The organism is Treponema putidum (genome assembly GCF_024401155.1).
Lineage (GTDB): Bacteria > Spirochaetota > Spirochaetia > Treponematales > Treponemataceae > Treponema_B > Treponema_B putidum.
In genome coordinates, this window is record NZ_CP038804.1 from 2,335,477 (window position 1) to 2,360,366 (window position 24,890).

19 protein-coding genes are annotated in these 24,890 nt (G+C 37.9%); 14 read left to right on the forward strand and 5 right to left on the reverse strand.

Going from position 1 to position 24,890, the window contains the following annotated elements; all coding sequences use genetic code 11:
• Positions 1 to 208 precede the first annotated feature (208 nt).
• The 4 genes from murJ to E4N74_RS10905 all read left to right on the forward strand — a co-directional run bounded on the left by murJ (position 209) and on the right by E4N74_RS10905 (position 6,029).
• Complete coding sequence (gene murJ / locus E4N74_RS10890) at positions 209 to 1,807, forward strand: murein biosynthesis integral membrane protein MurJ (protein WP_255817664.1); 1,599 nt, start codon at positions 209 to 211, stop codon at positions 1,805 to 1,807.
• 1 nt (position 1,808) lies between these two features.
• A complete protein-coding gene (locus tag E4N74_RS10895; protein ID WP_255817666.1) occupies positions 1,809 to 4,346 on the forward strand; it encodes a ribonucleoside-diphosphate reductase subunit alpha in 2,538 nt (845 codons plus the stop codon).
• 93 nt (positions 4,347 to 4,439) lie between these two features.
• Entirely contained in the window at positions 4,440 to 5,261 is an 822-nt protein-coding gene (locus E4N74_RS10900) for a TdeIII family type II restriction endonuclease (protein ID WP_255817668.1), read from the forward strand.
• Between the two features lie 6 nt (positions 5,262 to 5,267).
• Positions 5,268 to 6,029, forward strand: coding sequence for a DNA-methyltransferase (locus E4N74_RS10905; RefSeq protein WP_255817670.1), 762 nt, complete (start codon positions 5,268 to 5,270; stop codon positions 6,027 to 6,029).
• 138 nt (positions 6,030 to 6,167) lie between these two features.
• Here the strand turns inward: E4N74_RS10905 and E4N74_RS10910 are convergent, their stop codons facing one another.
• Positions 6,168 to 7,055, reverse strand: a complete 888-nt coding sequence (locus E4N74_RS10910) for a fructose bisphosphate aldolase (protein ID WP_255817672.1) — start codon at positions 7,053 to 7,055, stop codon at positions 6,168 to 6,170.
• Positions 7,056 to 7,363: 308 nt separating this feature from the next.
• On the opposite strand from E4N74_RS10910, the gene E4N74_RS12935 reads away from it, so the two are divergent.
• The 4 genes from E4N74_RS12935 to E4N74_RS10925 all read left to right on the forward strand — a co-directional run bounded on the left by E4N74_RS12935 (position 7,364) and on the right by E4N74_RS10925 (position 10,596).
• On the forward strand, positions 7,364 to 7,504 hold the full coding sequence (locus E4N74_RS12935) for a type II toxin-antitoxin system RelE/ParE family toxin (RefSeq protein ID WP_420832860.1): 141 nt from the start codon (positions 7,364 to 7,366) through the stop codon (positions 7,502 to 7,504).
• The gene (locus E4N74_RS10915) at positions 7,501 to 7,773 is read left to right on the forward strand and encodes a helix-turn-helix domain-containing protein (RefSeq protein ID WP_145475317.1); all 273 of its coding nucleotides are present in this window, start codon (positions 7,501 to 7,503) and stop codon (positions 7,771 to 7,773) included. Before E4N74_RS12935 ends, E4N74_RS10915 begins: the two co-directional genes overlap by 4 nt.
• A gap of 419 nt (positions 7,774 to 8,192) precedes the next feature.
• Complete coding sequence (locus E4N74_RS10920; protein WP_255817682.1) at positions 8,193 to 8,897, forward strand: DUF2715 domain-containing protein; 705 nt, start codon at positions 8,193 to 8,195, stop codon at positions 8,895 to 8,897.
• Between the two features lie 142 nt (positions 8,898 to 9,039).
• Positions 9,040 to 10,596 (forward strand): hypothetical protein, encoded by a 1,557-nt coding sequence (locus tag E4N74_RS10925; protein ID WP_255817684.1) that lies wholly within the window; start codon positions 9,040 to 9,042, stop codon positions 10,594 to 10,596.
• Between the two features lie 183 nt (positions 10,597 to 10,779).
• On the opposite strand, the gene ychF is transcribed toward E4N74_RS10925, so the two are convergent.
• Both ychF and sppA read right to left on the reverse strand, forming a co-directional pair.
• Positions 10,780 to 11,886 carry a redox-regulated ATPase YchF gene (ychF, locus tag E4N74_RS10930; protein WP_255817693.1) on the reverse strand — a complete coding sequence of 369 codons (1,107 nt, stop codon included), beginning with the start codon at positions 11,884 to 11,886 and terminating at the stop codon, positions 10,780 to 10,782.
• 24 nt (positions 11,887 to 11,910) lie between these two features.
• Positions 11,911 to 13,740, reverse strand: coding sequence for a signal peptide peptidase SppA (gene sppA / locus E4N74_RS10935; protein ID WP_255817695.1), 1,830 nt, complete (start codon positions 13,738 to 13,740; stop codon positions 11,911 to 11,913).
• Positions 13,741 to 14,152: 412 nt separating this feature from the next.
• Here sppA and E4N74_RS10940 point away from each other — a divergent pair, with 412 nt between their 5' ends.
• The 6 genes from E4N74_RS10940 (at position 14,153) to E4N74_RS10965 (ending at position 20,858) form a co-directional block, all read left to right on the forward strand.
• Positions 14,153 to 15,232 carry a uroporphyrinogen decarboxylase family protein gene (locus E4N74_RS10940; RefSeq protein ID WP_255817699.1) on the forward strand — a complete coding sequence of 360 codons (1,080 nt, stop codon included), beginning with the start codon at positions 14,153 to 14,155 and terminating at the stop codon, positions 15,230 to 15,232.
• Positions 15,222 to 16,058, forward strand: coding sequence for a uroporphyrinogen decarboxylase family protein (locus tag E4N74_RS10945; protein ID WP_255817700.1), 837 nt, complete (start codon positions 15,222 to 15,224; stop codon positions 16,056 to 16,058). The genes E4N74_RS10940 and E4N74_RS10945 overlap by 11 nt, the downstream gene beginning before the upstream one ends.
• Positions 16,051 to 17,073: a methylcobamide--CoM methyltransferase gene (locus E4N74_RS10950; RefSeq protein ID WP_044978146.1), complete on the forward strand. Its 1,023-nt coding sequence runs from the start codon at positions 16,051 to 16,053 to the stop codon at positions 17,071 to 17,073. Before E4N74_RS10945 ends, E4N74_RS10950 begins: the two co-directional genes overlap by 8 nt.
• A complete protein-coding gene (locus tag E4N74_RS10955) occupies positions 17,045 to 18,814 on the forward strand; it encodes an ASKHA domain-containing protein (RefSeq protein WP_255817715.1) in 1,770 nt (589 codons plus the stop codon). Before E4N74_RS10950 ends, E4N74_RS10955 begins: the two co-directional genes overlap by 29 nt.
• A gap of 9 nt (positions 18,815 to 18,823) precedes the next feature.
• Complete coding sequence (locus E4N74_RS10960) at positions 18,824 to 19,468, forward strand: corrinoid protein (RefSeq protein ID WP_044978150.1); 645 nt, start codon at positions 18,824 to 18,826, stop codon at positions 19,466 to 19,468.
• A 133-nt stretch (positions 19,469 to 19,601) separates the two neighbouring features.
• Entirely contained in the window at positions 19,602 to 20,858 is a 1,257-nt protein-coding gene (locus E4N74_RS10965; protein WP_044978151.1) for a ribose-phosphate pyrophosphokinase, read from the forward strand.
• Between the two features lie 114 nt (positions 20,859 to 20,972).
• Here E4N74_RS10965 and E4N74_RS10970 read toward each other — a convergent pair whose 3' ends face one another.
• Together E4N74_RS10970 and E4N74_RS10975 are read right to left on the reverse strand one after the other, a co-directional pair.
• Positions 20,973 to 22,880 (reverse strand): ABC transporter ATP-binding protein, encoded by a 1,908-nt coding sequence (locus E4N74_RS10970; protein WP_255817717.1) that lies wholly within the window; start codon positions 22,878 to 22,880, stop codon positions 20,973 to 20,975.
• Complete coding sequence (locus E4N74_RS10975; protein WP_255805283.1) at positions 22,877 to 24,622, reverse strand: ABC transporter ATP-binding protein; 1,746 nt, start codon at positions 24,620 to 24,622, stop codon at positions 22,877 to 22,879. The genes E4N74_RS10970 and E4N74_RS10975 overlap by 4 nt, the downstream gene beginning before the upstream one ends.
• Positions 24,623 to 24,890 lie beyond the last annotated feature (268 nt).

The window sequence follows — 24,890 nt, forward strand, 5'->3', positions numbered from 1 at the left end:
TCACTACGGCAAGCACAAACGATAAGAATCGGCGGCAGGCTGCAATGGGTAAATGACGGTTTTTCCGTATAGGGTAGGCAGAAGGTATAAAAAATGCATCTTTTATTCATTGCCAATATAGTAAAAAAGCTCAGCTTTGTCAATGAATATTTTATTGTTCAAAAGCTCTTGCATTATAAACCTTAAGCCTGTATAATCCTTAATTGTTATGGGCAAGGTTAAAAATAAATCTCTCGTAAAAAGCGGGTCAAAACTTTCTCTTTTAGTTTTAGGGTCAAGAATTTTAGGTCTTGTCCGCCAGATGACTATGTCTCATTTTTTAGGGACTGGTCCCTTGGCCGATGCCTTTACCACGGCCTTTATGCTTCCCAACCTTTTTAGAAGGCTCTTTGCCGAAAACAGCATAACAGTTGCCTTTATTCCGACCTTTAATGCCTATCTGCAAAAGCACAAAGATTCGCAAGAATCCGCAGAAACAAAAAAAGAAATAAACGAATTTTTAAATTCTATTTTTACTCTTGTAAGTTTTTCTACTGCCATTGTAGTTATATTGGGCATTCTGTTTTCTCCGCTGATAATAAAGCTTTTTTTTAAGAATATTGCAGATTATGATTCTACAGTTTTTTTAACGCGGATAATGTTTCCGTATTTATTTTTAATTTCGGTTGCAGCCTTTTTTCAAGGTATTTTAAACGGAGTAAAGATTTTTACCCCTTCGGGCTTTACGCCTATTTTGTTCAACATAGCCGTCATTACTTCTACCTATGTTTTTGCAAAACCTTTTGGAGACCCCGCCGCAGCAATGGCATACGGTGTTGTTGTAGGAGGTATTATACAGGCAATCTTTCAGCTGCCCTTTGTTTTAAAGACGGGCTTTAGTTTTAAGCTCACAAACCTTAAAAAAACTTTTTCAAACCCCGGAACAAAAAAAGTCCTTGCCCTTATCGGGCCGACTATAATCGGCATGGCCGCCTATCAGATAAACGATCTTGTTTCTACCTCGCTTGCAACTTCGGCAGGTCTTGGAATAGCTTCAAGTTTACAATATTCTTTACGCTTACAAGAACTTTTATTAGGTATCTTTGCCGTTTCTGTAGGCACCGTAATTCTCCCCGAAATGTCGGCCTTGGCTCTGCGTAAAGATTGGAGAGCCTTCCAAACCGTACTATTGCAAGCCATAAAGGTAATCTCTCTCATTACAATACCCGCTACCTTTTTCTTTCTTTTGTCTGGAGAAAATTTAATCATCCTCATTTATAAGAGCAACAAATTCGATTCAGCTTCGGTAAAATTAACATTGGGAATTTTTAGGCTTCACATAATAGGGCTTTTTGCAATCGCTGCAAACAGGATTATAGCTCCTGCCTTTTATGCCCAAAGCGATTCAAAGTCACCTACAATCGCAGGAATAATCTGCTTTGCAGTTAATATCCTCCTAGCCTTAATTTTAGTAGGCCCCATGGGTGGAAACGGCATTGCTCTCGCTTTGACAATAGCATCATTTATAAACACGGCCATACTCTTAATGTTTTTAAAAAAGAACAAGGCCATTGATGTAAAAGAACTCATCTTTCCGGCTCTTTTATTTATTGCAAAAATATTCGCTTTTTCGGTTGCAGCATCAATTCCTATTTATTTTTTAAAGGATAAAATTTATTCTCCATTTGCTTCATTCGGAAAATTTATCGGACAAGGAGTTCCGCTTTTTATTTCTTTTATTATTTTTGCAGGAATTGGAGCAGGCCTTTTACTTATTACAAAGGATAGAACAGCAAGCATAATTTTAAAACGCTTAAAGGAAAAATAAAATGCAAATCATAAAACGAAACGGTGAAACAAAAAATTACGAACCGGAAAAAATTGAAGGAGCTATCCGCTCCGCCTTTAAAAGTGTGGAAAACTCTCCGCATAAAGACTTGGATAAAATAATTCCGCCTCTGGTAAAGGAAGTAGAAGAAGATATTTTGGAACTTTCTCAAAACGGAAATTTTGTTCATGTCGAAACAATTCAGGACTTGGTAGAAAAAACTTTAATAGAACATAACTATTATGCAGAAGTAAAAAATTTTATACTCTACCGTGTCGGACGCACAAAAAGGCGGGACTCTCGGCAAATGATAAGCCGCTTTTTTGATACAATAGAAATTCAGCCGGTCCTTACCGAAATTCAAAATGACTTTACTTCGGACGAGTACAGCCTTACTTTACTTGCGCACAAATTTCTTTCTTTTAGAAAAGAAAATATGAGCGAATCCGAATCCCTCGCTATACTTATAAAGGCCTCCGTCGAGCTTACCGCCCAAGATGCCCCGGACTGGGAATTTATTGCAGCCCGTCTTTTAATGCTTCAATTTAACTTAAAACTAAAAACCGAACTTGAAAAAAGGCAGATTCATTCTTTTTATGAAAAAATCAAATATCTTGAAAATGAAGGTCTCTACGGAACATATATTTGCAAGGCCTATAACCGTGATGATTTGGAGGAGGCCGCTTCATTTATAAAAGAAGAAAGAAATAAGCTTTTTACTTACAGTGCCCTTGACCTCCTTTTGCGCCGCTATGCTATTCGCACTCATTCAAACACCGTCCTTGAATCGCCGCAAGAAATATTTTTAGGTATTGCCCTTCATCTTGCAATGAAAGAAAAATCAAACCGCCTTGAATGGGTAAGGCGTTTTTACGATATGATGAGCACCTTAAAAGTTACGATGGCGACCCCAACCCTTTCAAATGCCCGAAAACCTTATCATCAGCTTTCTTCATGTTTTATAGACACGGTTCCCGATTCTCTTGACGGTATTTACCGCAGCATAGATAACTTTGCCAAAGTCTCCAAATTCGGAGGAGGTATGGGACTCTACTTCGGAAAGGTCAGAGCCGTCGGTTCGCCTATCCGCGGGTTTATGGGAGCGGCAGGAGGAATTATCCGCTGGATAAAACTTGCAAACGATACGGCTGTTGCCGTTGACCAACTCGGCGTAAGACAGGGCTCGGTCGCAGTTTACCTCGATGTTTGGCACAAGGACATTCCCGAATTTTTACAGCTCCGCACCAATAATGGAGATGACAGAATGAAGGCCCACGATGTATTTCCGGCAGTCTGCTATCCCGATCTTTTTTGGAAAACCGTCCGAGATGATATAAACGCTTCTTGGCACCTAATGTGTCCCCATGAAATTTCAAAAACCAAGGGCTATGCCCTCGAAGATTTTTATGGGGAAGAATGGGAAAAGAGGTATAAGGACTGCGTTGCCGATTCCCGCATCAATAAAAGAGAAATTCCTATAAAAGACTTGGTGCGTTTAATCTTAAAATCGTCTGTCGAAACGGGTACCCCATTTGCTTTTAACCGTGACCATGCAAACAAAACAAATCCCAATCCCCACAAGGGAATGATTTACTGCTCAAACCTATGTACCGAAATTTCTCAAAATATGAGCGAGATAAAACATAAAAACATTGAAATAAAAACTGAAGACGGAGATACTGTTGTTATAACAACTACTATCCCCGGAGACTTTGTAGTATGTAATTTAGCCTCCATTGTTCTCGGAAACATAAATGTAAATGACGAAAAAGAAATTGACGAAACCGTTTCTTCGGCAGTGCGCGCTCTGGACAATGTTATAGACTTAAATTTTTATCCAGTACCCTATGCACAAATTACCAATAGCCGATACAGGTCAATCGGCTTGGGAGCTTCGGGCTATCATCATGCTCTCGCAAAAAACGGCATTGCATGGGAAAGCGAAGAGCACCTTAACTTTGCAGATAAGGTTTTTGAAAGAATAAATTATGCCGCAATCAAAGCCTCTTCCCAAATTGCAAAAGAAAAAGGAAGCTATGCCTATTTTGAAGGAAGCGATTGGCAAACAGGAGAATATTTTAAAAAACGGAATTATGTTGATGAAAAGTGGAAGGCTCTCGCAGAGGAAGTAAAATCAAACGGAATGAGGAATGCCTATCTTTTGGCAGTCGCTCCCACAAGCTCAACCTCGATTATCGCAGGCACAACTGCCGGTGTAGACCCTATCATGAACAAGTATTTTTTAGAGGAGAAAAAAGGTTCTCTAATGCCTAGGGTTGCCCCATCTCTTTCACCGGAAACCTATTGGCTTTATAAAAACGCCCACCACATTGAACAAGATTGGAGTATAAGAGCCGCAGGCTTACGGCAGCGCCATATCGACCAAGCCCAATCTGTAAATCTCTACATCACAAACGAATTTACCTTCAGCAAGGTGCTTTCGCTTTATGTAAAGGCTTGGGAAGAAGGCCTTAAGTCAATCTATTATGTGCGAAGCCGCTCCCTCGAAGTAGAGGAATGCGAAAGCTGCAGCTCGTAAGAGCATCAAGATATTTTTTAGATATCAAGCTTAAAAGACCACTTATTTTTTTTTATAAATTATGGTATTATTATAACAAGGAACAAACTGTTTATGGATGAAATAAAACAAAAAGCTATAGAACAAATTATTGATGTGGCTATAAAAAATTTTGCAGAAGGTTTTGGAATAAAACACAAAAGCCAAGTAGATGATCCGGAAGGAGTTATAAATGCTAAAAAAAACAATTGTTTTATTGCAGAACTTGGACATGAATTTATGTTTTATAGTGCTTTTGTCAGAAGTTTTGATAGTTCATTTGGTAGAGTCTTAGAGGGGATCGGTAATGCAATCGCAACTTTATCATATGAAGTAAGAGGAAATCTAAATGCATATCTTCTACCTCAGCAAAGTCAACATATGGATTATATGATTTCTGAATATGAAAAAAATATACGCCCATCAGTTAATGATTACAATAGTTTTACTTGGATAAACCCGAAAGATGTACGATCGTTTTCAAAAAATCATGTTACTGATCATTATTTTTATAATAAAAAGAAAAATGAACATTACCTTATCGAATTAAAAGCCGGAGGAGACCTTGATAATAAAAAAGCAAAAAGTGAAAAACTTGCTTTATTACAAGAATATTTTATTTTAAAAAATTTTTTATATGAAAATAAAGAAGAAGAGGCAAAAATATTTATATATCTCGGAACAGCATATAATATGTTTGGAGAAGGTAATTATTGGAAACAGGATAGAGTACGCCAATTTTTTGCTAATGAAGAGCTGCTAATAGGTAAAGATTACTGGAATTTTGTATGTGATGATGATTCCGGTTTTGAAATTATAATGAATCAATATAAACGAAGTGCAAATTATATTAAAATAGCATTAACTGATATTAAAGATATGTATTTTGGGAAATGATAATCTATGTATGATTTAAAAAAAATAAACAAGGCTATACTCATTTTGGGAGATTGTTTTAATAAAATGAAAAACATTCCTGATTCTTCAGTAGATTTAATTCTATGTGATCCTCCATATAATTTAGCAGAATACTCTACAGGAAATATGAAATTTGATTGGAGATCAGAAATAAATAACGATGTTGCAAAATGGGACTTAGTACCTTTTGAGCCGGAAAAACTTGTTATAGACTTTAAAAGGATTTTAAAATCTACAGGAAATATATTTATATTTACGAGCTATAATTTAATAGGAAAATATCATGAAGTATTTGATCCTGTATTTGATACTTTCCAGTTTATGGTCTGGCATAAAACAAACCCAGTCCCAAATATTCGTAAGTCATCTTTTTTAAATAGTTGTGAATTAATAGTATGTCTTTGGAATAAGGGCCATACATGGAATTTTTCTACACAAAATAAAATGCATAATTTTATTGAAACTCCTATTTGTATGGGAAAAGAACGAATAAAAGAGCCTAAACATCCTACACAAAAACCTATTGCAGTGTTAAAACATATTATTAATATAGCATCAAATCCGGGCGATATAGTATTTGATCCTTTTATGGGTGTCTGTTCAACCGGTCATGCAGCATTAAGTCTTGGCCGTAAGTTTATTGGTATTGAAATAGATCAAAAATATTATGATGCTTCAGGAAGGCGTATTGAGGAGTTAAATTATCCGAATTCTAAAAAAAATATTAAAGAATGTATTAATTTTTAGGTAGTTCTATCTGAAAACATATTAAATTATATGCAGATAAAACACTCAAATAATAGAAAAAAGAGCAAGGCTAATCAACCTTGCTCTTTTTTATTGATACTCTAAAGCATAGTTTCCAAAAAACTATGCTTTTTAAAACTATGTTATTGAAGCTTCGTAAACGCCCTTGATTGTTTTTTCCAAGGTTGCATTAAACTCGGCATCACTCTGCTTGGCAGAAAGACCTTCGGCAAGAGCTCTGGAAAAACTTGCAATCATGCCCCTGTTTTTTGCCAAGAGCTTGTTTGCCTCATCTCTGGAATAACCGCCTGATAGGGCTACGACTCTAACTACTTGAGGATGTTTTGTAAATTCCTCATAAAGGTTTTCTTTTGTAGGAATTGAGAGTTTAAACATTACAAGCAAATCTTTCGGCAAGGTCTTAAGGTGTTCTTCCAATTCTTTTTTCAGGAGTTCTTCGCACTTGACCTTGTCGGGTGATTTAATATCTACTTCAGGTTCAATAATAGGAACAAGACCGGCCTTTGCAATTTGAATACCCAATTCAAACTGCTGATCTACAACTGCCTTTATTCCTTTAGGATTTGCTTCTTTTATAACGGAGCGCATCTTTGTTCCAAAAATGTGCTTTTCTACGGCATGCTTTAACATAGCGTCCAAATTAGGTATCGGCTTCATAAGCTGAACACCGTCCTTTAAGTCGGCAAGCCCCTTATCGACCTTTAAAAAGGGTAATATCTTCTTTTTTTTCCATAAGAAGTCGGCTGTGGGCATACCTTCAATTTCCCTTTCCATTGTTTGCTCAAATAAAATTGCACCCAAAATATTATTGGAATTAAAGGCTTTTCCCGTGATTATTCTTGTACGCATAGCATGAACAAGATCAAACATTTCTTTTTCATTGGAATATGCCGTTTCGGGAACTCCGTAAGCAGCCAAAGCCTTAGGCGTACTTCCTCCGCTCTGATCCAATGCCGCAATAAAACCCTTGTCGTTTTTCATCCTTTCAAGTTTTACTTTATCCATAATTCACCTCTCTAAAAATATTTACCGCAAGTGCCCCTGCGTACTTTCTTAATTATAACATATAAACTTTACTTCACTCAAGGGCTTAGCGGAGCTTAATAGTTATACAATTTAATGTTAGAATATGTTTCCCTCATCTCTTTGAAAATTTATTTTGAATGCCGAGTATTGACACCTTGTACATTATAATGTACTATTAAATATGGAACGAACAGAAGCATTAGAGGTGATATTTTTTGAAACCGCTAATAATAGACAACCTGTAAGAGATTTTATTTTATCATTAGATCAAAATGATAGAAAAATAGTTGGTTCGGATATTTTTTACTATTGAAGACTCTTCTTTAGTTTTGCTTCATGGATTTATAAAAAAGACACAAAAAACACCGCTCAAAGAATTAACGATAGCTATTTCTCGATTGAAGGAATTTAAGGAGATGAATAAATGAAAGAGAAAGGACAATCATTTAGTGAATTTATGGTCGAACAAGGGTTATATGAAGAAGCTCAAGAATTAGCAGCAAAAAAAATTCTTATATACCAATTAGAAGCTGAAATGAAAAATCAAAATATAAGCAAAAATGAAATGGCAAAACGATTAAATACCTCCCGCAGTGCTGTAAATAATATTCTTGATACGGCATATAACTCATCAATAGGCTCATTAGAAAAAATGGCTTATGCATTAGGTAAACGGATATCGATAACATTGCAATAACACATAGCGATATTTTAAAAAAATAAACATTTACAAATTTATGTAAATATTGACAAACCTCATTTTTTATTCTAATATGTCCCCATGTGTAACTTCTTACAAACTTGCTTTAAGTTTAATTTTTCTCAAAAAGGAATTTTAATACAGAAATTTATCTGTAAACAGACAAATCAAGTTACCCCCCCCCGAAAAATTTAATAAATTAAAAAATATTTTAATAAATGTATTTTCTCTTTATTGTTTTAATTTTACTGTAAATTTATTTACCCCACAAAATAGGTTTTATAATCGAAAGAATTTTAGGCTGACAAGCATTCTTCTTGAGGAAAGGCTTGTGCGGAACCGGCTTATAACATTTAATCGGTTTAAAATAAATAAAATACCTGCAATAACAAAAGATTGCAAAAAGGAAGATTAAAATGAAAAAAATATCACTTATTTTTTTATGTATTTTGTTGGTTTCCGTAAATTGTTTTGCGGAATTTGTAATAAGCCCGAAAATAGGATATTCTAATATTTTCTCGCTAAATCCTGGGGAGACGCAGAATCTAACGTTTTTTCATAAAAATTCATTAAATACCTTTGCCGTAAGTGCTGATATGGGATATATAGGAAATAAAGGATTTACGTTTCTTTTTAATAATAATTTTTCATTTTTAGGGTCAATAAATAAAAAGATGACTTTTAACAATGCTGATATTGATATAAACTTTAAAAAAATAAAGGGAGCTTATTGGAATGGAGAATTATTACTAGGTTATACTTTTAAACAACCTATGGTTTATTGTACATTAGCAACTGGCTTTGGAGCAGGGACAGCTTTAAATATGAGTCCAGAATCAGTTGAATTTAATGGAAACTCGGTTAATATAAAAGATTTTTTCAGTATAGAAAGTTTTAATGCAGGATTGGCTTTACATATTTCTGCGGCATACTATTTTACAAAGAATATAGGTATTTCTTTTTCTTTGACTGATACATTAGGTTTTGGAATTTTTAATTACGCAATTAGAGTGAAAAATGCAGGAGCTATTTATTCCGTCATAGGTAATAACGACCTGAACGGATCCGGAGGCTTCTCTAATGTATTTTACTTAAAAGTAGGTCCTGTCTTTAAATTTTAAACAAATCATTTTGGTTTATGCAGTGATGAAAGTTCCGTAACTTACTGCATAAACATTTTACTAAGTAAAAATGAAAAGCAAGCTTTAAAAACTACTCCCTCATCTCTTTGAAAATTTATCTTAAATAGTATATAATGCAGTTATGAATCAAGATAGGGTTAAAGAAATTTTGCTTGAGACGGCGGATACGGAGCTTGAGTTTTCAGTTGTTTTTACGGGAAAAAGCAGCAAAAAGGTAAACGGGCTTTATAAGCCGGATACTCACGAAATTATTCTTCATAATAAGAATTTTGCAAATGATAATGAGCTTATTTACACGGCCGTGCATGAATATACTCATCACAAGCAGTGTGAAAAAGAGGGCGGTTTTTATTCAACACGGGTACACAGCCCCAAGTTTTGGACGCTCTTTCACAGCCTTTTGGCTGAGGCCGAAAAAAAAGGTTTTTATAAAATTACTCTTGAGGAATCGCCCGAGCTTTTGGAATTAACCGATGAAATCAGACAAGTTATAATGGTAGAAGACGGCCGCCTTATGAAAGAACTCGGCCGCCTGCTTGGAAAGGCCCGGCCTCTTTGCAAAAAAGCCGGCGTAAGATATGAGGATTATGTCGATAGGGTGCTCTGCCTCCCGAGGGCATCCGCAACTGCTATCGAAAAAATCAGCGCCTACAATGTAAACCCAGCTATCGGGTATGAGGCGATGAAGTTTGTGGCCAATATAGGTAATGCGGAAAAAAGAGCTGAGGCAGAAGAAATGTTTTTAAATAAGACAAGCCCTGCAACAGTCCGGGGTACAATTTCTAAAAAGAAAGAAGAAGATCCGCGGCGAACCTTAGAAAAAGAAAAACGGCGCTTGGAAAAAACCATTTTAAGCCTTCAGGCGCGGCTTGAAACCGTTGAAAGCAGGCTTGCCAATATGCCGATAAGTCCCTTTATAATCGCAGTGATTTTTTCTATCTTTATGTCCCTGCCTATGATCGGACAAAACTCTAATCCGATTCCTATTCCGTCCGTGCCTCCTATCCCCGGTATGCCGGAAATCCCTAAACCGAATACAATAAACCCTGTAATCCCTCAAGCTCCCTCAGCCCCGGAATTTTTAAAAACCACCAATCAGCCTAAGACTGAAAAAACCGTAGCAAGAAAAAAAATAAGCCCTGCCGAAATGATAGAGCGCTTAAACTCAAGCCAAGGCGGTGCTTTTGCAAAACGGCTGATGAGTACCCTCATCGAAAATGACGATCAGGGCTTTGATGTTCTAAACAAAATTATCGAGGAACTTTCAAAGGATAATTTACAAGGATTTCTTATTCAAACCGTAGAATCCAAAAATAAAAAAAACGTTTTAATAAAGAATTTTAATTTTAACGGAAAAAATATGCTGGAAGAATTCGGCTCCTTTGCCTTGTCCGGCATAACGGCCGATAAAAGTTTTTTTATGGCAGCAGAATCAAAGGCTGCAGCAGCAGGCCAAATAAACGGAGAGCGGTTGTATATTTTTGCAAAACGGAACATAGCCGGAACCTACAAGCTCTTTGTAGAAATAGACCAAGACACAAAAAATCATAGCTCATTATTTTTTAAGTTTTTTAAAAACTCTCCCTTTGATGCGAAGCTGGATCAAAATATTTTATTTTCTCAAACAAAGACGGAAAAATTCGATTTGGATGCGGTTTTTGATTTATCCACAGAGTAAGGGGAGCTATAAAAACATAAACTTTTTAAAAATAAGATGGAGCAAAAATAAAAAAGAAGACTCACTCAAAAGGAGGATAATGAGCGAGTCTAGTGAAAAACAGTGTGTATCGTTTGTGTGTTGCCAAAGTATACTTGAAAAGGAAAAAAATGTCAAGCATTTTTTTCCCAAAATATCTAAAAATTAAACATTAAATTTAAAGAACATAACATCACCGTCATTTACTATATAAGCCTTTCCTTCTTGGCGGTAACGTCCTGCCTCTTTTATCTTTTGTTCGGAACCGTATTTTATAAAGTCATCAAAGCTGTAGACTTCCGCTTTTATAAACCCTTTTTCAAAGTCGGTGTGGATTACTCCGGCCGCCTTTGGGGCCGTATCCCCTGCATGGATTGTCCATGCCCGGCACTCATCTTCTCCGGCCGTAAAGAAGGTTCTGAGCCCGATTAAGTGATAAGCTGCCTTTGCAAGCTGTGAAAGGCCGGATTCTTTTAGGCCTGCTTCCGCTAAAAAACTTAGGCGTTCTTCTTCACTTTCAAGGTCGGCTAATTCGGCTTCAAACTTTCCGCAAATTACAACGGTATCGGCACCCTCCGATTCTGCAATTTTTTTAACTGCCGCTATATAGGGATTGTTATCTTGAGCACCTGTTTCATCCACATTACAGACATACATTTGAGGCTTCATTGTAATTAGGTGAGTATCGTAGATTGCAGCTTTTTCATCATCGGTCAAGTCGGCAAGACGGGCTCCTTTTCCTTCCTGCAAAAGAGGGCGGATTTTTTCGATAGCACGCATTACAACGGCGGCTTCCTTTTGAGCTTCCTTGCCCATTCGGCTCGCCTTTTCGGCACGCTCCGCCCTTTTATCCAAACTTGCAAGGTCGGCAAGAGCGAGCTCGATATTTATCGTTTCAATATCGGAAGCCGGATCTATTTTTCCTGAAACATGGACAATATCATCATTATCAAAACAGCGCACAACGTGGGCAATAACGCCTACTTCTCTAATGTGGGACAAAAACTGATTACCTAAACCCTCGCCCTTTGAGGCCCCCTTTACAAGGCCCGCAATATCCACAAATTCTACGGTTGCAGGAATTACCTTTTTTGGGTTAAAATGTTCAGCCAGCTTTTTTAAACGGGCATCGGGTAAACTCACAATTCCCACATTGGGGTTTATTGTACAAAACGGATAATTAGCAGCCTCAGCAGGCGCGCTTGTGAGGGCCGAAAATATAGTCGATTTTCCTACATTGGGTAAACCAACAATTCCGCAATTTATAGCCATATCTCTTCCTCCATTACTGAAAGTTTAGTTTTCCCAAATAAGGTATTCGGGGCTGTAAACATAGATGCCTTTTTTTGACTTTAAATTTAAAAAATCCGTGAAGGCCTTGATGTCTGCAAAATTCATTTGTGAAAGCGTAGAGGCATTAATATCTTCTAAAATACTTTTTACTAAGGCCTCAGTTAAAGGCAGGGGCTTTTTTATTTCCTTTACGGAATATTGTCCGCTGATGTTTACAAGATCTGCAGCATATTTTACGGCATCGTCTAAAGAACCTAAAGCATCAACCAATTTTAAATTTAAGGCCTGCTCACCGGAATAGACACGGCCGCCGGCTAATTCTTCAACGGTTTTTTCGGGAAGATTTCTTCCCCTTGCTACGGTTTCGATAAAGGTTTTATATATGTGCATAACTTCAAGCTGTCTTACTTCTTTTTCTTCAATGGAAGGGTCTTCTAAAATATCATATGAAGGCTTTTGTCCCGAATAAACCAAATCGCTTGTTATGCCTAGGTATTTTTTTACGGCTTCTTTAAAAGAAGGAGCAGTAGCTAATACACCGATTGAACCTGTAATTGTGTAAGGACTTGCAAAAATATAATCTGCAGAAGATGAAATCCAATAAGCTCCGGAGGCGGCAACGGAACCCATTGAAACCACAACAGGTAAACCTGCGGCCTTAGCTCTGTCTATAGTCCGCCTGATTTCTTCCGACGCAAAGACCTCTCCCCCGCCTGAATTTACTCTTAAAACGATGGCCTTTACAGTCGGATCGTCTTGGGCAATATCAAAAAGCTCCGCAATCTTATAGCTTACAGCGGCCTCCTCTATAGGGCTTGAGCTGGAGGACGTAATTGATCCGTTTAGATGAATAACTCCTATCGAATTTTGAGACGGCATCTCCGTAAAATTTGCATTATATGAAGTATAATCTATTGTGTTTACATTTACTAAAAATGTTTTACTATCGGCAAAGCCTATGTTTGCAGCGAACTCATCTACTGAAGCAATATCGGTAACAAAGCCTTCTTCTAAAGCAGCTCTTGCTCCGTTTCCTTCATATTTTTTTATAACGGAATTATTGTTTTCGGCGAATTCCCTAATTTTTTCAGGCGATATATTTCTATTTGCTGCAATGTCCGAAGTGTATTTATTCCATAAATCATCGAACATAGATTTTAAATTGCTTCTTACATTTTGAGAAAGGCTATCCCGCGAATAAGTTTCTGCCATACCCTTGTAAGTTCCGGCCTGTATTACATTCCACTTGATGCCGAATTTTTCTTCCAAGCCTTTAAAAAATACCGGACGGGAGGCGAAGCCCGCAAAGGAGATTTCTCCCAGAGGATCGATTCCTATACGGTCTGCATAGGAAGCTAAAAAATAAGAAGGAATGGAATAACCCACAGCATAGGCATATATCTTCTTACCGGAATTTTTAAACAGATTTAAAGCCATTCCTAATTCGCTTAAATGCCCCGATGAAAGACCTCCTAATTCCGAAAAGTCCAAATAAAGGCTCGTGATACGCCTATCGGAGGCCGCATTTTTTATTGCCTTTACAAGATCAGAAACCAGTACTGCCGATTTTTTCCCGAGTGATGGAATACCGGCCGAAAAAATATCCGCTTCCTTTTCTGTAAGAATCCCTGAAGGATTTATCATAAGTACGGCTTCATTCGGTACGCTCTCTACTGTTTTTGTATTAGAGGGTATGGATCCCATAACCCCTAAAAAGGAAAAAAAGAAAAAGAAAAAAATGATGTTTATTATTATCAAGCGTAAAATATTTATCCCGCGAAAAAGTGCCGTAAAACAACCCGTCCGCTTTTTTTGTTCTTGGTTTTCCTGCATATTTGTCTCCTAAAATACAATTTAAGGCATCATCATAGCAAAAAAGCCTTTTTTTTTCAACTAAGTATATTTTAAGTATAATATTTTAAGCAGATTATAATGTGAACTTAAATACATCTCTTCGGGCGGTTATTGACACTAAAATAAATTTTAGGTATAGTATTTTCATCATATCCGCTCAAGGAGGTTATTTATGAAAAACTATTCATATAAATTCTCTGTATGACCTCAAGCTGATTTTACGGCAAGTGTTGCCTAAAGTTGGTAAATCTGATTTAAAACACTTAAAATTTATATCAAAGAATTCCCCTGTTTATAACTATGAAGTCTTACGCACTTGAGTTTTAATAGCCGTGAATTTGTAAAAAAGACTACAAAATATTTATTTTTTTGCAAAAAGGAGCCTTATTTTATGTACAAAGAATTTAAAGATGAAATGACGCCGAAAGAAAGGATGGAGGCTTTTGCTTCCCATAAGCCGATTGATAGGCTGCCGGTTGTGCCGGATATGGGGGTTACGATGGCAGGCTTTACCGGCCATACGACTAATGATTATTATACCAGCTCCGATGTAATGGCGGAAACGGAAGTCGCTTTGTTTAAGCGTTTCAGACATGAAGGTGTAGGTATTTCCACAACGCTTCGCGGAATGGCGGAAGCGATGGGTTCCGTATTAAATTATCCATACGATAATATAACCAATTTAAAAGAACCGGTAGTAAAAACAGAAGAAGACATAGATAAACTGAAACCGGTTAATCCGAATAAAGACGGTAAACTCCCTATTCTTTTGGAGGCGCTCTGTAAAATACGCGATAAAATCGGAGACGTTGCCGATATAGGGGCATCAATGACTGCTCCGTTTACGGTTGCTGCTTCCGTACTTGGCACTGAAGTGCTTTTACGCTGGATCATCAAAAAACCCGAAGCCCTGCACCATCTTATGAAAATTATTACAGCAAATAACCGTGAATATATAAAGGCCTTAGGTAAATTAGGATTCGGTACGGGATTTTGCGACCCCGTTTCTTCTTCCAGCATTTTAAAATTAGAACAGTATAGAGAATTTTCTCTTCCGTATTTTAAAGAAAATGTTCAAGACGTAATAAAATATTGCGGTTCACATCCTACCGTACATATCTGCGGTAAATCCCGCGAATTGTGGGAAGATGTAATGGAAACAGGCATCGGAAATTTTTCGATTGATAATTGCGAAGACCTTGAAGAAGCAAAAGCGGTTATGGGACACAAAGTAATGATTACCGGAAACGTTCCGCCGGTTGATGTTATGTATTTGGGGAACGAAGAAGACATACGCAAATCGGTTAGAGATTGTGTAAAAAAATGCTGGGATAATACATGCGGATATATTCTTTCAACCGGCTGTCAAATTCCGAAGGGAACCAAAATTGAAAACATAGATGCCTTTATGAAGTGGGGGCGTTATTACGCTCATATGCCGATAGATAAGAACAGGTTTGATGAAGATTAGAAATTATATTTGCAACTATAAAGACGGCAAAACAAACGATCCTCTCGAAGATAAAATTGATGTGTCAACAATTTTTTCTGATGTGAATTCTTATAAAAAGGCGGCCGAATATTTATCAAAAAACAATCCCTTTGTTTTTTTCCCCATTACAAATACGCTTGAAGCCGAATTGCAAGGTGCTTTGATAAATGAAAACAGCCTCATACGGGTAAAAAATCCTATTATAACGGATGTCGAAGAATTATTTTCTTTAAAAGAATTCGACTATACCGTTCCTCATTATAAAATAATGACGGAGTGTTTTGACTCTGAATACGATAAACCTCTCGCATATGAGATGACCGGTTTTTACACGTTTTTATCATTTATCATTCCCGCTGAAAAAATATTCAGAGCCTTTAGAAAAAATCCCGAAACTGAAAAAGCTCTTGCAGACCTTTTTTTAAAAAATTATTTTTCTTTTATAAAAGCATTAAATTGCTTTAATATAAGACTTATTTCCCTTGCAGACCCGGCCGCCTCCGTTGATATTATAGGCCCGGCTGCTTTGGAAAGAACAATCAATAATTTTTACGCGCCCTTACTCGATTATATTTTATGTAATACAAAGTTTTCAATTTACCTTTGTCCGAAATTAAGTTTAGCAATGGAGGACTTAGGTTTTTTAAAGGGACAAACGATAGAGACAGGCAAAAAAAATGTTCAAGATGCAATTAAGGATTTGGCGGCCGAAAAAAAAATATTTGGAAATATATGTATCAATTTAAAGACCGAAATAAACAGAATAAAACTTTTTGAGTTTATAAAAGGAGAAACGGATGAATAAAAAAGAGCGACTTCTTGCTATTTTAAACGGAAATAAAACAGATCGGCCGCCCGTCATTTGTCCCGGCGGTATGATGAATCCTTGTGTTACGGAATTAATTAAAAAATATAATATCGATTTTAAAAAAGCCAACTCCGACGGAAAAACTATGGCGGCTCTTTCAAAACTGGTTGTCGAAGAAAATCTTTTTGAAAACTATGCCGTTCCATTTTGTATGAGCATAGAAGCCGAAGCTATGGGAGCCGAATGCGACATCGGTTCGGATACCTGCGAACCTCATATAAAAGCATATGCTGCCGATGGAATGGAGTTGACAAATTTTCACAAAATAAATTTTACTGAAGGAAGACCTAAGGCTGTATTGGAAGCCGTTTCTATTTTAAAAAACGACAACATTCCCGTAATAGGAAATGTTCCAGGACCTTTTTCCGTAGGAACAAGCATCGTAGATCCTTTAAAAGTTTATCCGGCATTAAAAAAAGATAAAGAGACCGCTCATACCTTTTTTGATTTTATCAGCTCAGAAGTAGGACATTTTGCTCTTGAGCAGACAAGACGGGGTGCCGACCTGATTACTATTTCGGATCCGAGCGGTACGGGAGAAATATTGGGACCGAAGTATTTTGAAGAATATATGGTAACCTATATGAATAAAATGATTTCGATAATTAGAACCGATAAAAATATTCCGGTTATTGTTCATATATGCGGTCAAATGAAAAAAGTATTCGGCCTTTTAGCTAAAATAAATGCCGACGCTTTTTCTTTCGATGCAATCGTTTCGTTAAAAGAAGCAAAAGAAAAAATACAAAAACCTGTAATGGGAAACATAAGCACATATGCGCTGGAACATTCCCGTCCTGAAGTTATAAAACAAATGGCTGTAAACAGGGTAAAGAAAAACATAGATATAATAGCTCCTGCTTGCGGGCTAGGTATGAATTCAAAACTTGAAAACATAAAAAATATTTTAATAGGTGTGGAAAATGCCGAAAGCAGTGATTCAAATAAATAATTTAAAAAAAGAAACCGATTACAGTTTAGGCGAAACTCTTTTGGAAATAATAAAGCACGAAAATATTTTTATCGATGCTCCATGCGGAGGCAAAGGAAAATGCGGTAAATGTAAAGTAAAATTTACCGGTGAAAACATTCCCCTTCTGCCGGAAGAAAAAGAATTAAATTTAAATTCATATCGTCTTGCCTGTATGATAAAACCTTCAAAAGATATTATCATTGAAGTTCCGCAGGAAGAAAAAGCGGAAGGTTTTTTAATAAGTGAAACACAGTTCGACAAAAGAACGGAAGCGGCAATAAAAACGGTAACAAAAACAATAAAAGCTCCCGAAACACATGAAAATAAAAGCTGGCTTAATAAATACGAGGATGCCTTCGGCAAAATTAATTTTGAAATCTTAAAATCCTTAAAAACGGTAAGCGGTAATTATACCGGTGTGTACTTAGATAAAAACTTAATTGCGATATTGGATGGCGATAAAAATAAAAAGTATGCAATTGCAGCCGATATAGGAACAACTACGGTTGCAATGGTTTTAATCGATGTGGAAAATATGACGGTTTCTGCAAAACGTTCATTTATAAATCCGCAAATAGAATTCGGATCCGATGTTTTAACCCGCATCAGCGCAGCCCTTGAATCTGAACATAATCTTTTTAAAATGCAAGACCTCATTATAGCTGCGATAAAAAAAGCATCTTTTGAAATGATTGACGAACTGCAGATAAATCCCGATTTTATTTATGAAATAGTTTTTTCGGCAAATTCGGTTATGAATCATATTCTTTTAGGAATAAATCCTCATGTTTTAGGAACGGCACCATATAAAAATGTTTTTGATAAAATGCTTAATTTTAAATCTTCCGAAATCGGTTTACATATAGGAGCACATACTCATGCTCTTATTATACCTTCGGTTTCATCGTACATCGGAGCGGACATTGTTTCGGGAATAAATTTTATTGAAATGGAAAAACTTAAAACAAACACTCTTTTTATAGATATCGGAACAAATACCGAGCTTGTACTAAAACACGGCTCTTCTTTTTTTGCGACATCCTGTGCAGCAGGACCCGCTCTTGAGGGTATGAATATTACCTTCGGATCCCGCGCACAAAGCGGAGCCGTCGAAGACGTTAATTTTGATTTAATTTCGGGGAACATAAATTTAAAAGTAATAGGAAACACAGAACCCAAAACTATTTGCGGTTCGGGCATTCTTGCTTTAATACGCGAAAGTTTAAAGGCGAAACTTATCGATAAAAAAGGACGGCTGATTTCGTTGTCCTCTCTTGATGTGTCCGATGTGCGGAAAAAATTTTTATCGGATATAAATGGCGAAACGGTAATAAGGCTTTTTGATAAACTATATGTTTCAAAAAAAGATATACGCAACATCCAGCTTTCCAAAACGGCAATTCTTTCAGGTATCAATATTTTACTGGATAAATTTAATTTAACCGCCTCACAACTGGATGAAATAATTATTGCAGGGCAATTCGGTAATCATCTTACTGAAGACATGCTGATAAATACCGGCTTTCTTCCCCTAATAGCAAAAGAGAAATTTTCTTATATGAAAAATACATCTTTAGACGGAGCGATAAGCGCGGTTTTAAATATAAACAAAAGAAATAACTTAATGAAGCTAAAAAATAAAATATGGTTTAGTGATTTAAGTTTGGATTCTAAGTATCAAAAATTTTTTATGGAAAGTTCTTACTTTCCCGATTTATAAGGAGCCGGTATGGAAAAAATCGAGTATTTACAAAAACTTTCGGATTATGTATTCGAATATGAAGATGAAAAAATTGCACAAGTTGCAAAGGATTATCTTAACGAAGGCTATCCCGCCCTCGATGCAATTATGGATGGACTTGTAGATGGAATGAAGCGTGCAGGTGATATGTTTCAAAAAGACGAATATTTTGTTACCGATATTTTGCTTTGTTCCGATGCAATGGAAAATGCGCTTGAGGTTTTGCGGCCATGCTTGGAAAAGAAGGATATGAGTTCCGGCCATAAAATCGTTATGGGTGTAATCGAGGGAGACACTCATGATATCGGAAAAAATCTTGTAAAAACGATGCTTCAAACAGAGGGGTTTGAAGTTATCGATTTGGGAAGAGATGTTCCGGTCAATGATTTTGTAGATACGGCCGTCAAAGAAAATGCCGAGATAATTGCAATGTCTACTTTAATGACGACTACAATGCCCAATATGCGCCGTGTAATCGAAAAATTAGAAAACGAAAATATGCGCAGCAAGTTTAAAATAATGATTGGCGGCGGCCCGATTTCTCAAAACTTTGCAGACAAAATAAAAGCTGACGGATATTCCAAGGATGCCGTCGAAGCGGTAAAACTTGCAAAACGATTGGTTAATATTTAGCAGCTCCATTGGATAATTGAACAAAGTATGAACTTTGGAAGATATTAATATAAATTTCTTCCCCTATTGTAATTTTCTTTAACAAGTGATAAAGTGAATTAAGTGAAGTTTTTACATTCTTTTTGGAGGCAAAATGAATTATCTTGAATCGAATAACCTCGCAATTATTGCTTGTCCGGGGGGTGAAGAGTTTGCAGATTTAACGATTAAGAATTTGAAGCATATCTATGCCCGTAAGTTATATCAGCAAAGCGAAAAGTTAGCAAAGAGGTACAATACCTCCGGTGAAGATATGATTCAAAAGTTTAACTTTTATAACGATTTGTTTTCAAGCAGGATGTCTGTAAACAAGGATACAAATAAAATCCATGTACCCAAATTCAAGGTGGATGCCCGTTTTACATATTTTATGAACGGCGAGTTTAAAACAGAGCTCTTAGAGACAGTCCGAGGAAAAGATGTTTATATTTTTCAGGATGTTGAAAACAAGCAGGAAATTACCATAAATGAAGGCAAAAACAAGGAAATCTTTTCAGTAAACGATCATCTTATGTCCCTCATCGTAACAATTGATGCCGTCCGCCACGCAGGGGCAGGGAGAATATCTTTAGTTCTTCCGGTTTATCCTTACAGCCGTCAGCATAAAAAGAAAGGAAGAGAGGGCTTAACTGCCAGCTTACTTGGGCATATTTATGAAGACCTAGATGTAGAGCAGGTTATTACCCTTGATATTCACTCCCGCGAAATTGAAAACTCATTCCATTCTGCACGCTTACAAAATCTTCATGCAAGTTATCAGATTATTAGGGAGCTTACAAGAATACTCGATTTAAGTGCCGACTCTAAAGAAGAATTCGTAGTTGTTTCTCCCGATTCAGGAGCTGTTGACCGGAATAAATTCTATTCTTCAGGCTTGCAAAAGCCTCTTGCCATGATTTATAAGGAGAGAGATTATTCCATAGTTACCCAAAATGCAAAGCAATCAAATATCATAAGCATAAAACTTTTAGGAGATGTTGAAGGAAAAAATGCCTTCCTCGCTGATGATATGTTGGGCACGGGCGGGACTCTTTTAAAAGCTATGGAGTTTTTGAAGAGCAAGGGGGCAAAAAAGGTTATAGCCGCCGTAAGTCTTCCCTTTTTTACAGGAGACGCCATTCAGCAATTCGATGAAGCCTATTCCAAGGGGCTTTTTTATAGGGTCATAGGAACAAATGCCGTCTATCATACCGAGCTAAAGCAAAAAGAGTGGTATATTGAAACCGACGTATCGGGGCTATTTGCTCAGGTTATTACCCGTCTGCACGAAAACCTTTCCCTTTCGAGCCTTCTCGATAATAGAGATATTATCGAAAAATTACTCAAAAACGCTGCAATGCCTAAAAAATAGAAAAAACAATTATGTGTTCTATCTGATACGGTATTTGTATCTTGATTGGTAAGAGCATTATATCTGCCTTTTATCCTTTCCAATCAAGATATTTCACAGTATATTTTCAAAAAATCATTCGAGCTCAAAAGCTCCGGTGTAAAGCCTGTAATACACTCCCTTTTTGGCGATGAGGCTTTCGTGGGTGCCGCGCTCGATAATTTCACCGTGATCCAAGACCATGATAACGTCGGAATTCATAACGGTGGAAAGGCGGTGGGCGATGACGAATACGGTTCTGCCTTCCATTAGCCTGTCCATGCCTTTTTGGATGAGAGCTTCGGTTCTGGTGTCGATGGAAGATGTCGCTTCGTCCATAATCATGACGGGAGGGTCTGAGACTGCAGCACGGGCAATGGACAAAAGCTGCCGCTGTCCCTGCGAAAGAGAATTTTTATTTCCTTCAATTACGGTGTCATACCCGTGGGGCAGCATTGTAATAAAGTTATGCGCATTGGCGAGTTTTGCCGCTTCAATACATTGTTCATCGGTTGCGTCCAAGTTGCCGAAGCGGATATTTTCCATGATGGTGCCGGTAAATAAATTCACCTCTTGCAACACGATGCCGAGCGAACGCCGCAGGTCTTCCTTCTTGATATGGGTAATCGGTATACCGTCATAAGTAATCGTGCCTTTATTTATATCATAAAAGCGGTTAATCAAATTGGTAATCGTCGTCTTGCCGGCACCTGTCGCCCCGACAAACGCAACCTTCTGTCCGCGCTCTGCGAAAAGGTTTATGTCCTTTAAGACTTTTTTATCGGGGATGTAGCCGAAATCGACATGTTCAAAAATCACCTTTCCGGTTAGCCGAGTCAGCGCAACACTGCCGTCTTCGCTTGTTTCCTTCCATGCCCAAAGGCCTGTGTGCTCCGCAGCTTCGGTCAGTGTACCTGATTCTTCACGTGCATTCACGAGGGTAACCGTACCGGCATCTTTTTCCGGTTCTTCATCCATCAATGCAAAAATCCTCGAGGCACCTGCAACGGCATTGATTACCGAGTTAAGCTGATTGGATAGCTGGGAAATCGGATTTGTAAAGCTCCGCGACAGCGTTAAAAACGAAGCGATGGTTCCAAGCGTCAGCGTATTGATACCGGCGATAGTCGGGTTTGGTATTTTTGCAATTGCAAACCATGCTCCGAGAAGCGCAACAATCACATACTGAAAATACCCCAGCGCATTCATAAAAGGCATGATGATATTCGCATAGGCGTTTGCCTTGGCCGCACTTTCTTGCCATGCGGCATTCTTTTCGCAGAACTCCGCTTTTACCGCCTCTTCCCGGCAGAACACCTTAATTACCTTCTGCCCGTTCATCATCTCTTCAACATAGCCGTTCAGCTGCCCAAGCGTGTCCTGCTGCCGGACAAAATAGAAACCGCTCTTTTTGGCGACAAACTTAATCACTTTTAAAATAGAAAAGATGGAAGCGACCACAATGACGGTGAGGTACACGCTCTGATACAGCATTGCAAAGAACACGGTAATAATCGTGCACACGGAAGAAACCAGCTGAGGCATCGACTGAGTAATCATTTGCCTGAGAGTGTCGGTATCGTTGGTGTAACGGCTCATAATATCGCCGTGAGTATGCGTGTCAAAATACCGTAGAGGGAAGCGCTGCATCTTAGAGAACATTTCATCGCGGATACGCTTTAGCGTCCTCTGTGCAACATTGATCATCAGACGGTTATAAATCCACGAACAAAGAACACCGGTTCCGTACACCGCACCCATAAAAATGAGCACGCGTAAAAGCCCTGTAAACACCGGTGTGCTTTGCGCAAGGAGAGGCGTAATATACCGATCAATCAATACTTGCAGGAATAGTGATGATGCAGCGGTTGCTCCCGCACTGATAAGAATACAGACCGTAACAACCGCAAGGACGGTTTTATATTGTCTAAGATAGGAAAGAAGCCGTTTGACGGTAGGCATAGAAAGCTTCATTTCATGTTTTGTTGTGTGAGCTGGTTTCATTCTTCATGTCCTTTTTGTTGAGTTTCAAAAACTTCTTTATAGATGGCACTCGTCTGAAGCAGTTCGTCATGAGTGCCTACCGCAGTAATCGAGCCGTTATCGAATACAAGGATTTTATCCGCATGCTGTACGGAAGAAATACGTTGTGCAATGATAATCTTTGTGGTCTCCGGCAGGAACTCCTTAAATGATTTTTGAATCAGTGCGTCCGTTTTGGTGTCCACAGCACTGGTTGAATCATCGAGGATTAAAATCTTAGGCTTTTTTAAAAGCGCCCGCGCAATACAGAGCCTCTGTTTTTGTCCGCCTGAAACGTTTGTTCCGCCCTGCTCGATACGGGAGTTATAGCCATCCGGCATTGCTTCAACAAATTCGGCGGCGCAGGCAAGGCGGCAGGCTTCGGCTATTTCCGCATCGCTTGCATTTTCGTTACCCCATCTCAAATTACTCTTTACCGTGCCGGAAAACAATTCGTTTTTCTGCAAGACCATCGCCACAGCATCCCGCAATGTTTTTACATCATAATCTTTTACATTCACGCCGCCTACACTGACCGAACCGGAGGTAACATCATACAAACGCGGAATGAACTGCACAAAGGAGGTTTTGGAAGAACCTGTGCCGCCGATAATCCCTACCGTTTCTCCCGAAGCAATCGAAATGTTGGCATTGTTGATTACCTTTTTATCCGCATCGGCACTATACATAAAGTCCGCATTGGTAAAGCGGATATCTCCGCTTTTTACTTCCGTTATGGGATGTTCCGGGTTTTGAATAGTAGAGCGTTCGTTTAAAATTTCGGCAATACGTTCCGCAGAGGAGCGGGAGATGGTAATCATCACAAAGACCATCGAGAACATCATCAAGCTCATCATAATCTGTGTTGCATAGGAAAAAAGCGCCATAAGCGATCCTGTGGTTAGCCCGACCGCCGCATTGTTTCCGCTTGCAACAATCGATCTTGCTCCGAACCACGAAATCAAAATCATACAGGTATAAATAGAAAACTGAGCAAGCGGCATCATCAGCGTGATATACCGCTCCCCTTTTGAAAAGCCGCGGTAAATCGATTCCGAAATTTTTTCAAACTTGGCAATTTCGTACTGCTGCCGGTTAAAAGATTTTACTACCCTTACGCCGCGCACGTTTTCTTGCACCACATTGTTTAGCTTATCATAGGTCTTAAACACCGTCTTAAAGATGGGATGCACTTTGCGTATAATAAAAAAAATACCGAGCCCCAAAAATGGAATCATGCAGAGGAATATCATGGAAATTTTAGTACTGATTCTAAACGAGGCGATCATCGCAAAAATCATCATACCGGGAGCGCGCACAGCGAGCTTTACCAGCATCTGATAGGAATTGAGTACGTTTGTTACATCGGTGGTAAGCCGAGTTATGATAGAAGAAGTCGAAAATTTATCGATATTTGAAAAAGAAAATGTCTGCACGTTAGCGTACATATCCTGCCGCAAATTTGCTGCAAACCCCGCCGAAGCCTTAGCTGCCGTAACCGACGAAAACACCCCCGTCAGTAATTGAATAAGCGCAAAGATTAAAAGAGCTGCCCCGTACTTAAACACGGTTCCCATTGCACCGGCTTCAATCCCAAAATCTATCAGATATGCCATAGTGGACGGGATGATTATTTCAAACACCACCTCCGTGATTGTCAGGAGCACTGCGATAACGGATGTCCGTTTATATTCCCGAAGGCTTTTTGATAAAGTTTTAAGCATAAATATTAATCCTTCAATATAGTTTGAATTTAAAGCAGTACCGATAAAAATGTGATTTGTTTAAACGGATTTTGCATTTAATTTTTCTTGTATATATAGCTTCATATTATATTAATTTTTATTGTGAAAAGCAATTGGTTTGTTTAAATTGCTGAGAAAACTTAAATAATCATCGTGCCACATAAAACATAAAACAGTTCTTGACAGCTCTGACTTTTTAGCCTATAATACTCGACTATATTACAACAGAGTGAAACCTTTAAAAAAA

Bases quoted from the DNA above. Each gene is read 5' to 3' on its own strand.
- E4N74_RS10975 (WP_255805283.1), bottom strand. From the start codon at position 24,622: ATGCTTAAAACTTTATCAAAAAGCCTTCGGGAATATAAACGGACATCC.
- E4N74_RS10900 (WP_255817668.1), top strand. From the start codon at position 4,440: ATGGATGAAATAAAACAAAAAGCTATAGAACAAATTATTGATGTGGCT.
- E4N74_RS10965 (WP_044978151.1), top strand. From the start codon at position 19,602: ATGAATTATCTTGAATCGAATAACCTCGCAATTATTGCTTGTCCGGGG.
- E4N74_RS10915 (WP_145475317.1), top strand. From the start codon at position 7,501: ATGAAAGAGAAAGGACAATCATTTAGTGAATTTATGGTCGAACAAGGG.
- E4N74_RS10970 (WP_255817717.1), bottom strand. From the start codon at position 22,880: ATGAAACCAGCTCACACAACAAAACATGAAATGAAGCTTTCTATGCCT.
- E4N74_RS10945 (WP_255817700.1), top strand. From the start codon at position 15,222: ATGAAGATTAGAAATTATATTTGCAACTATAAAGACGGCAAAACAAAC.
- E4N74_RS10955 (WP_255817715.1), top strand. From the start codon at position 17,045: ATGCCGAAAGCAGTGATTCAAATAAATAATTTAAAAAAAGAAACCGAT.
- E4N74_RS10950 (WP_044978146.1), top strand. From the start codon at position 16,051: ATGAATAAAAAAGAGCGACTTCTTGCTATTTTAAACGGAAATAAAACA.
- sppA (WP_255817695.1), bottom strand. From the start codon at position 13,740: ATGCAGGAAAACCAAGAACAAAAAAAGCGGACGGGTTGTTTTACGGCA.
- E4N74_RS10905 (WP_255817670.1), top strand. From the start codon at position 5,268: ATGTATGATTTAAAAAAAATAAACAAGGCTATACTCATTTTGGGAGAT.
- E4N74_RS10895 (WP_255817666.1), top strand. From the start codon at position 1,809: ATGCAAATCATAAAACGAAACGGTGAAACAAAAAATTACGAACCGGAA.
- murJ (WP_255817664.1), top strand. From the start codon at position 209: ATGGGCAAGGTTAAAAATAAATCTCTCGTAAAAAGCGGGTCAAAACTT.
- E4N74_RS10960 (WP_044978150.1), top strand. From the start codon at position 18,824: ATGGAAAAAATCGAGTATTTACAAAAACTTTCGGATTATGTATTCGAA.
- ychF (WP_255817693.1), bottom strand. From the start codon at position 11,886: ATGGCTATAAATTGCGGAATTGTTGGTTTACCCAATGTAGGAAAATCG.
- E4N74_RS10940 (WP_255817699.1), top strand. From the start codon at position 14,153: ATGTACAAAGAATTTAAAGATGAAATGACGCCGAAAGAAAGGATGGAG.
- E4N74_RS10920 (WP_255817682.1), top strand. From the start codon at position 8,193: ATGAAAAAAATATCACTTATTTTTTTATGTATTTTGTTGGTTTCCGTA.
- E4N74_RS10910 (WP_255817672.1), bottom strand. From the start codon at position 7,055: ATGGATAAAGTAAAACTTGAAAGGATGAAAAACGACAAGGGTTTTATT.
- E4N74_RS10925 (WP_255817684.1), top strand. From the start codon at position 9,040: ATGAATCAAGATAGGGTTAAAGAAATTTTGCTTGAGACGGCGGATACG.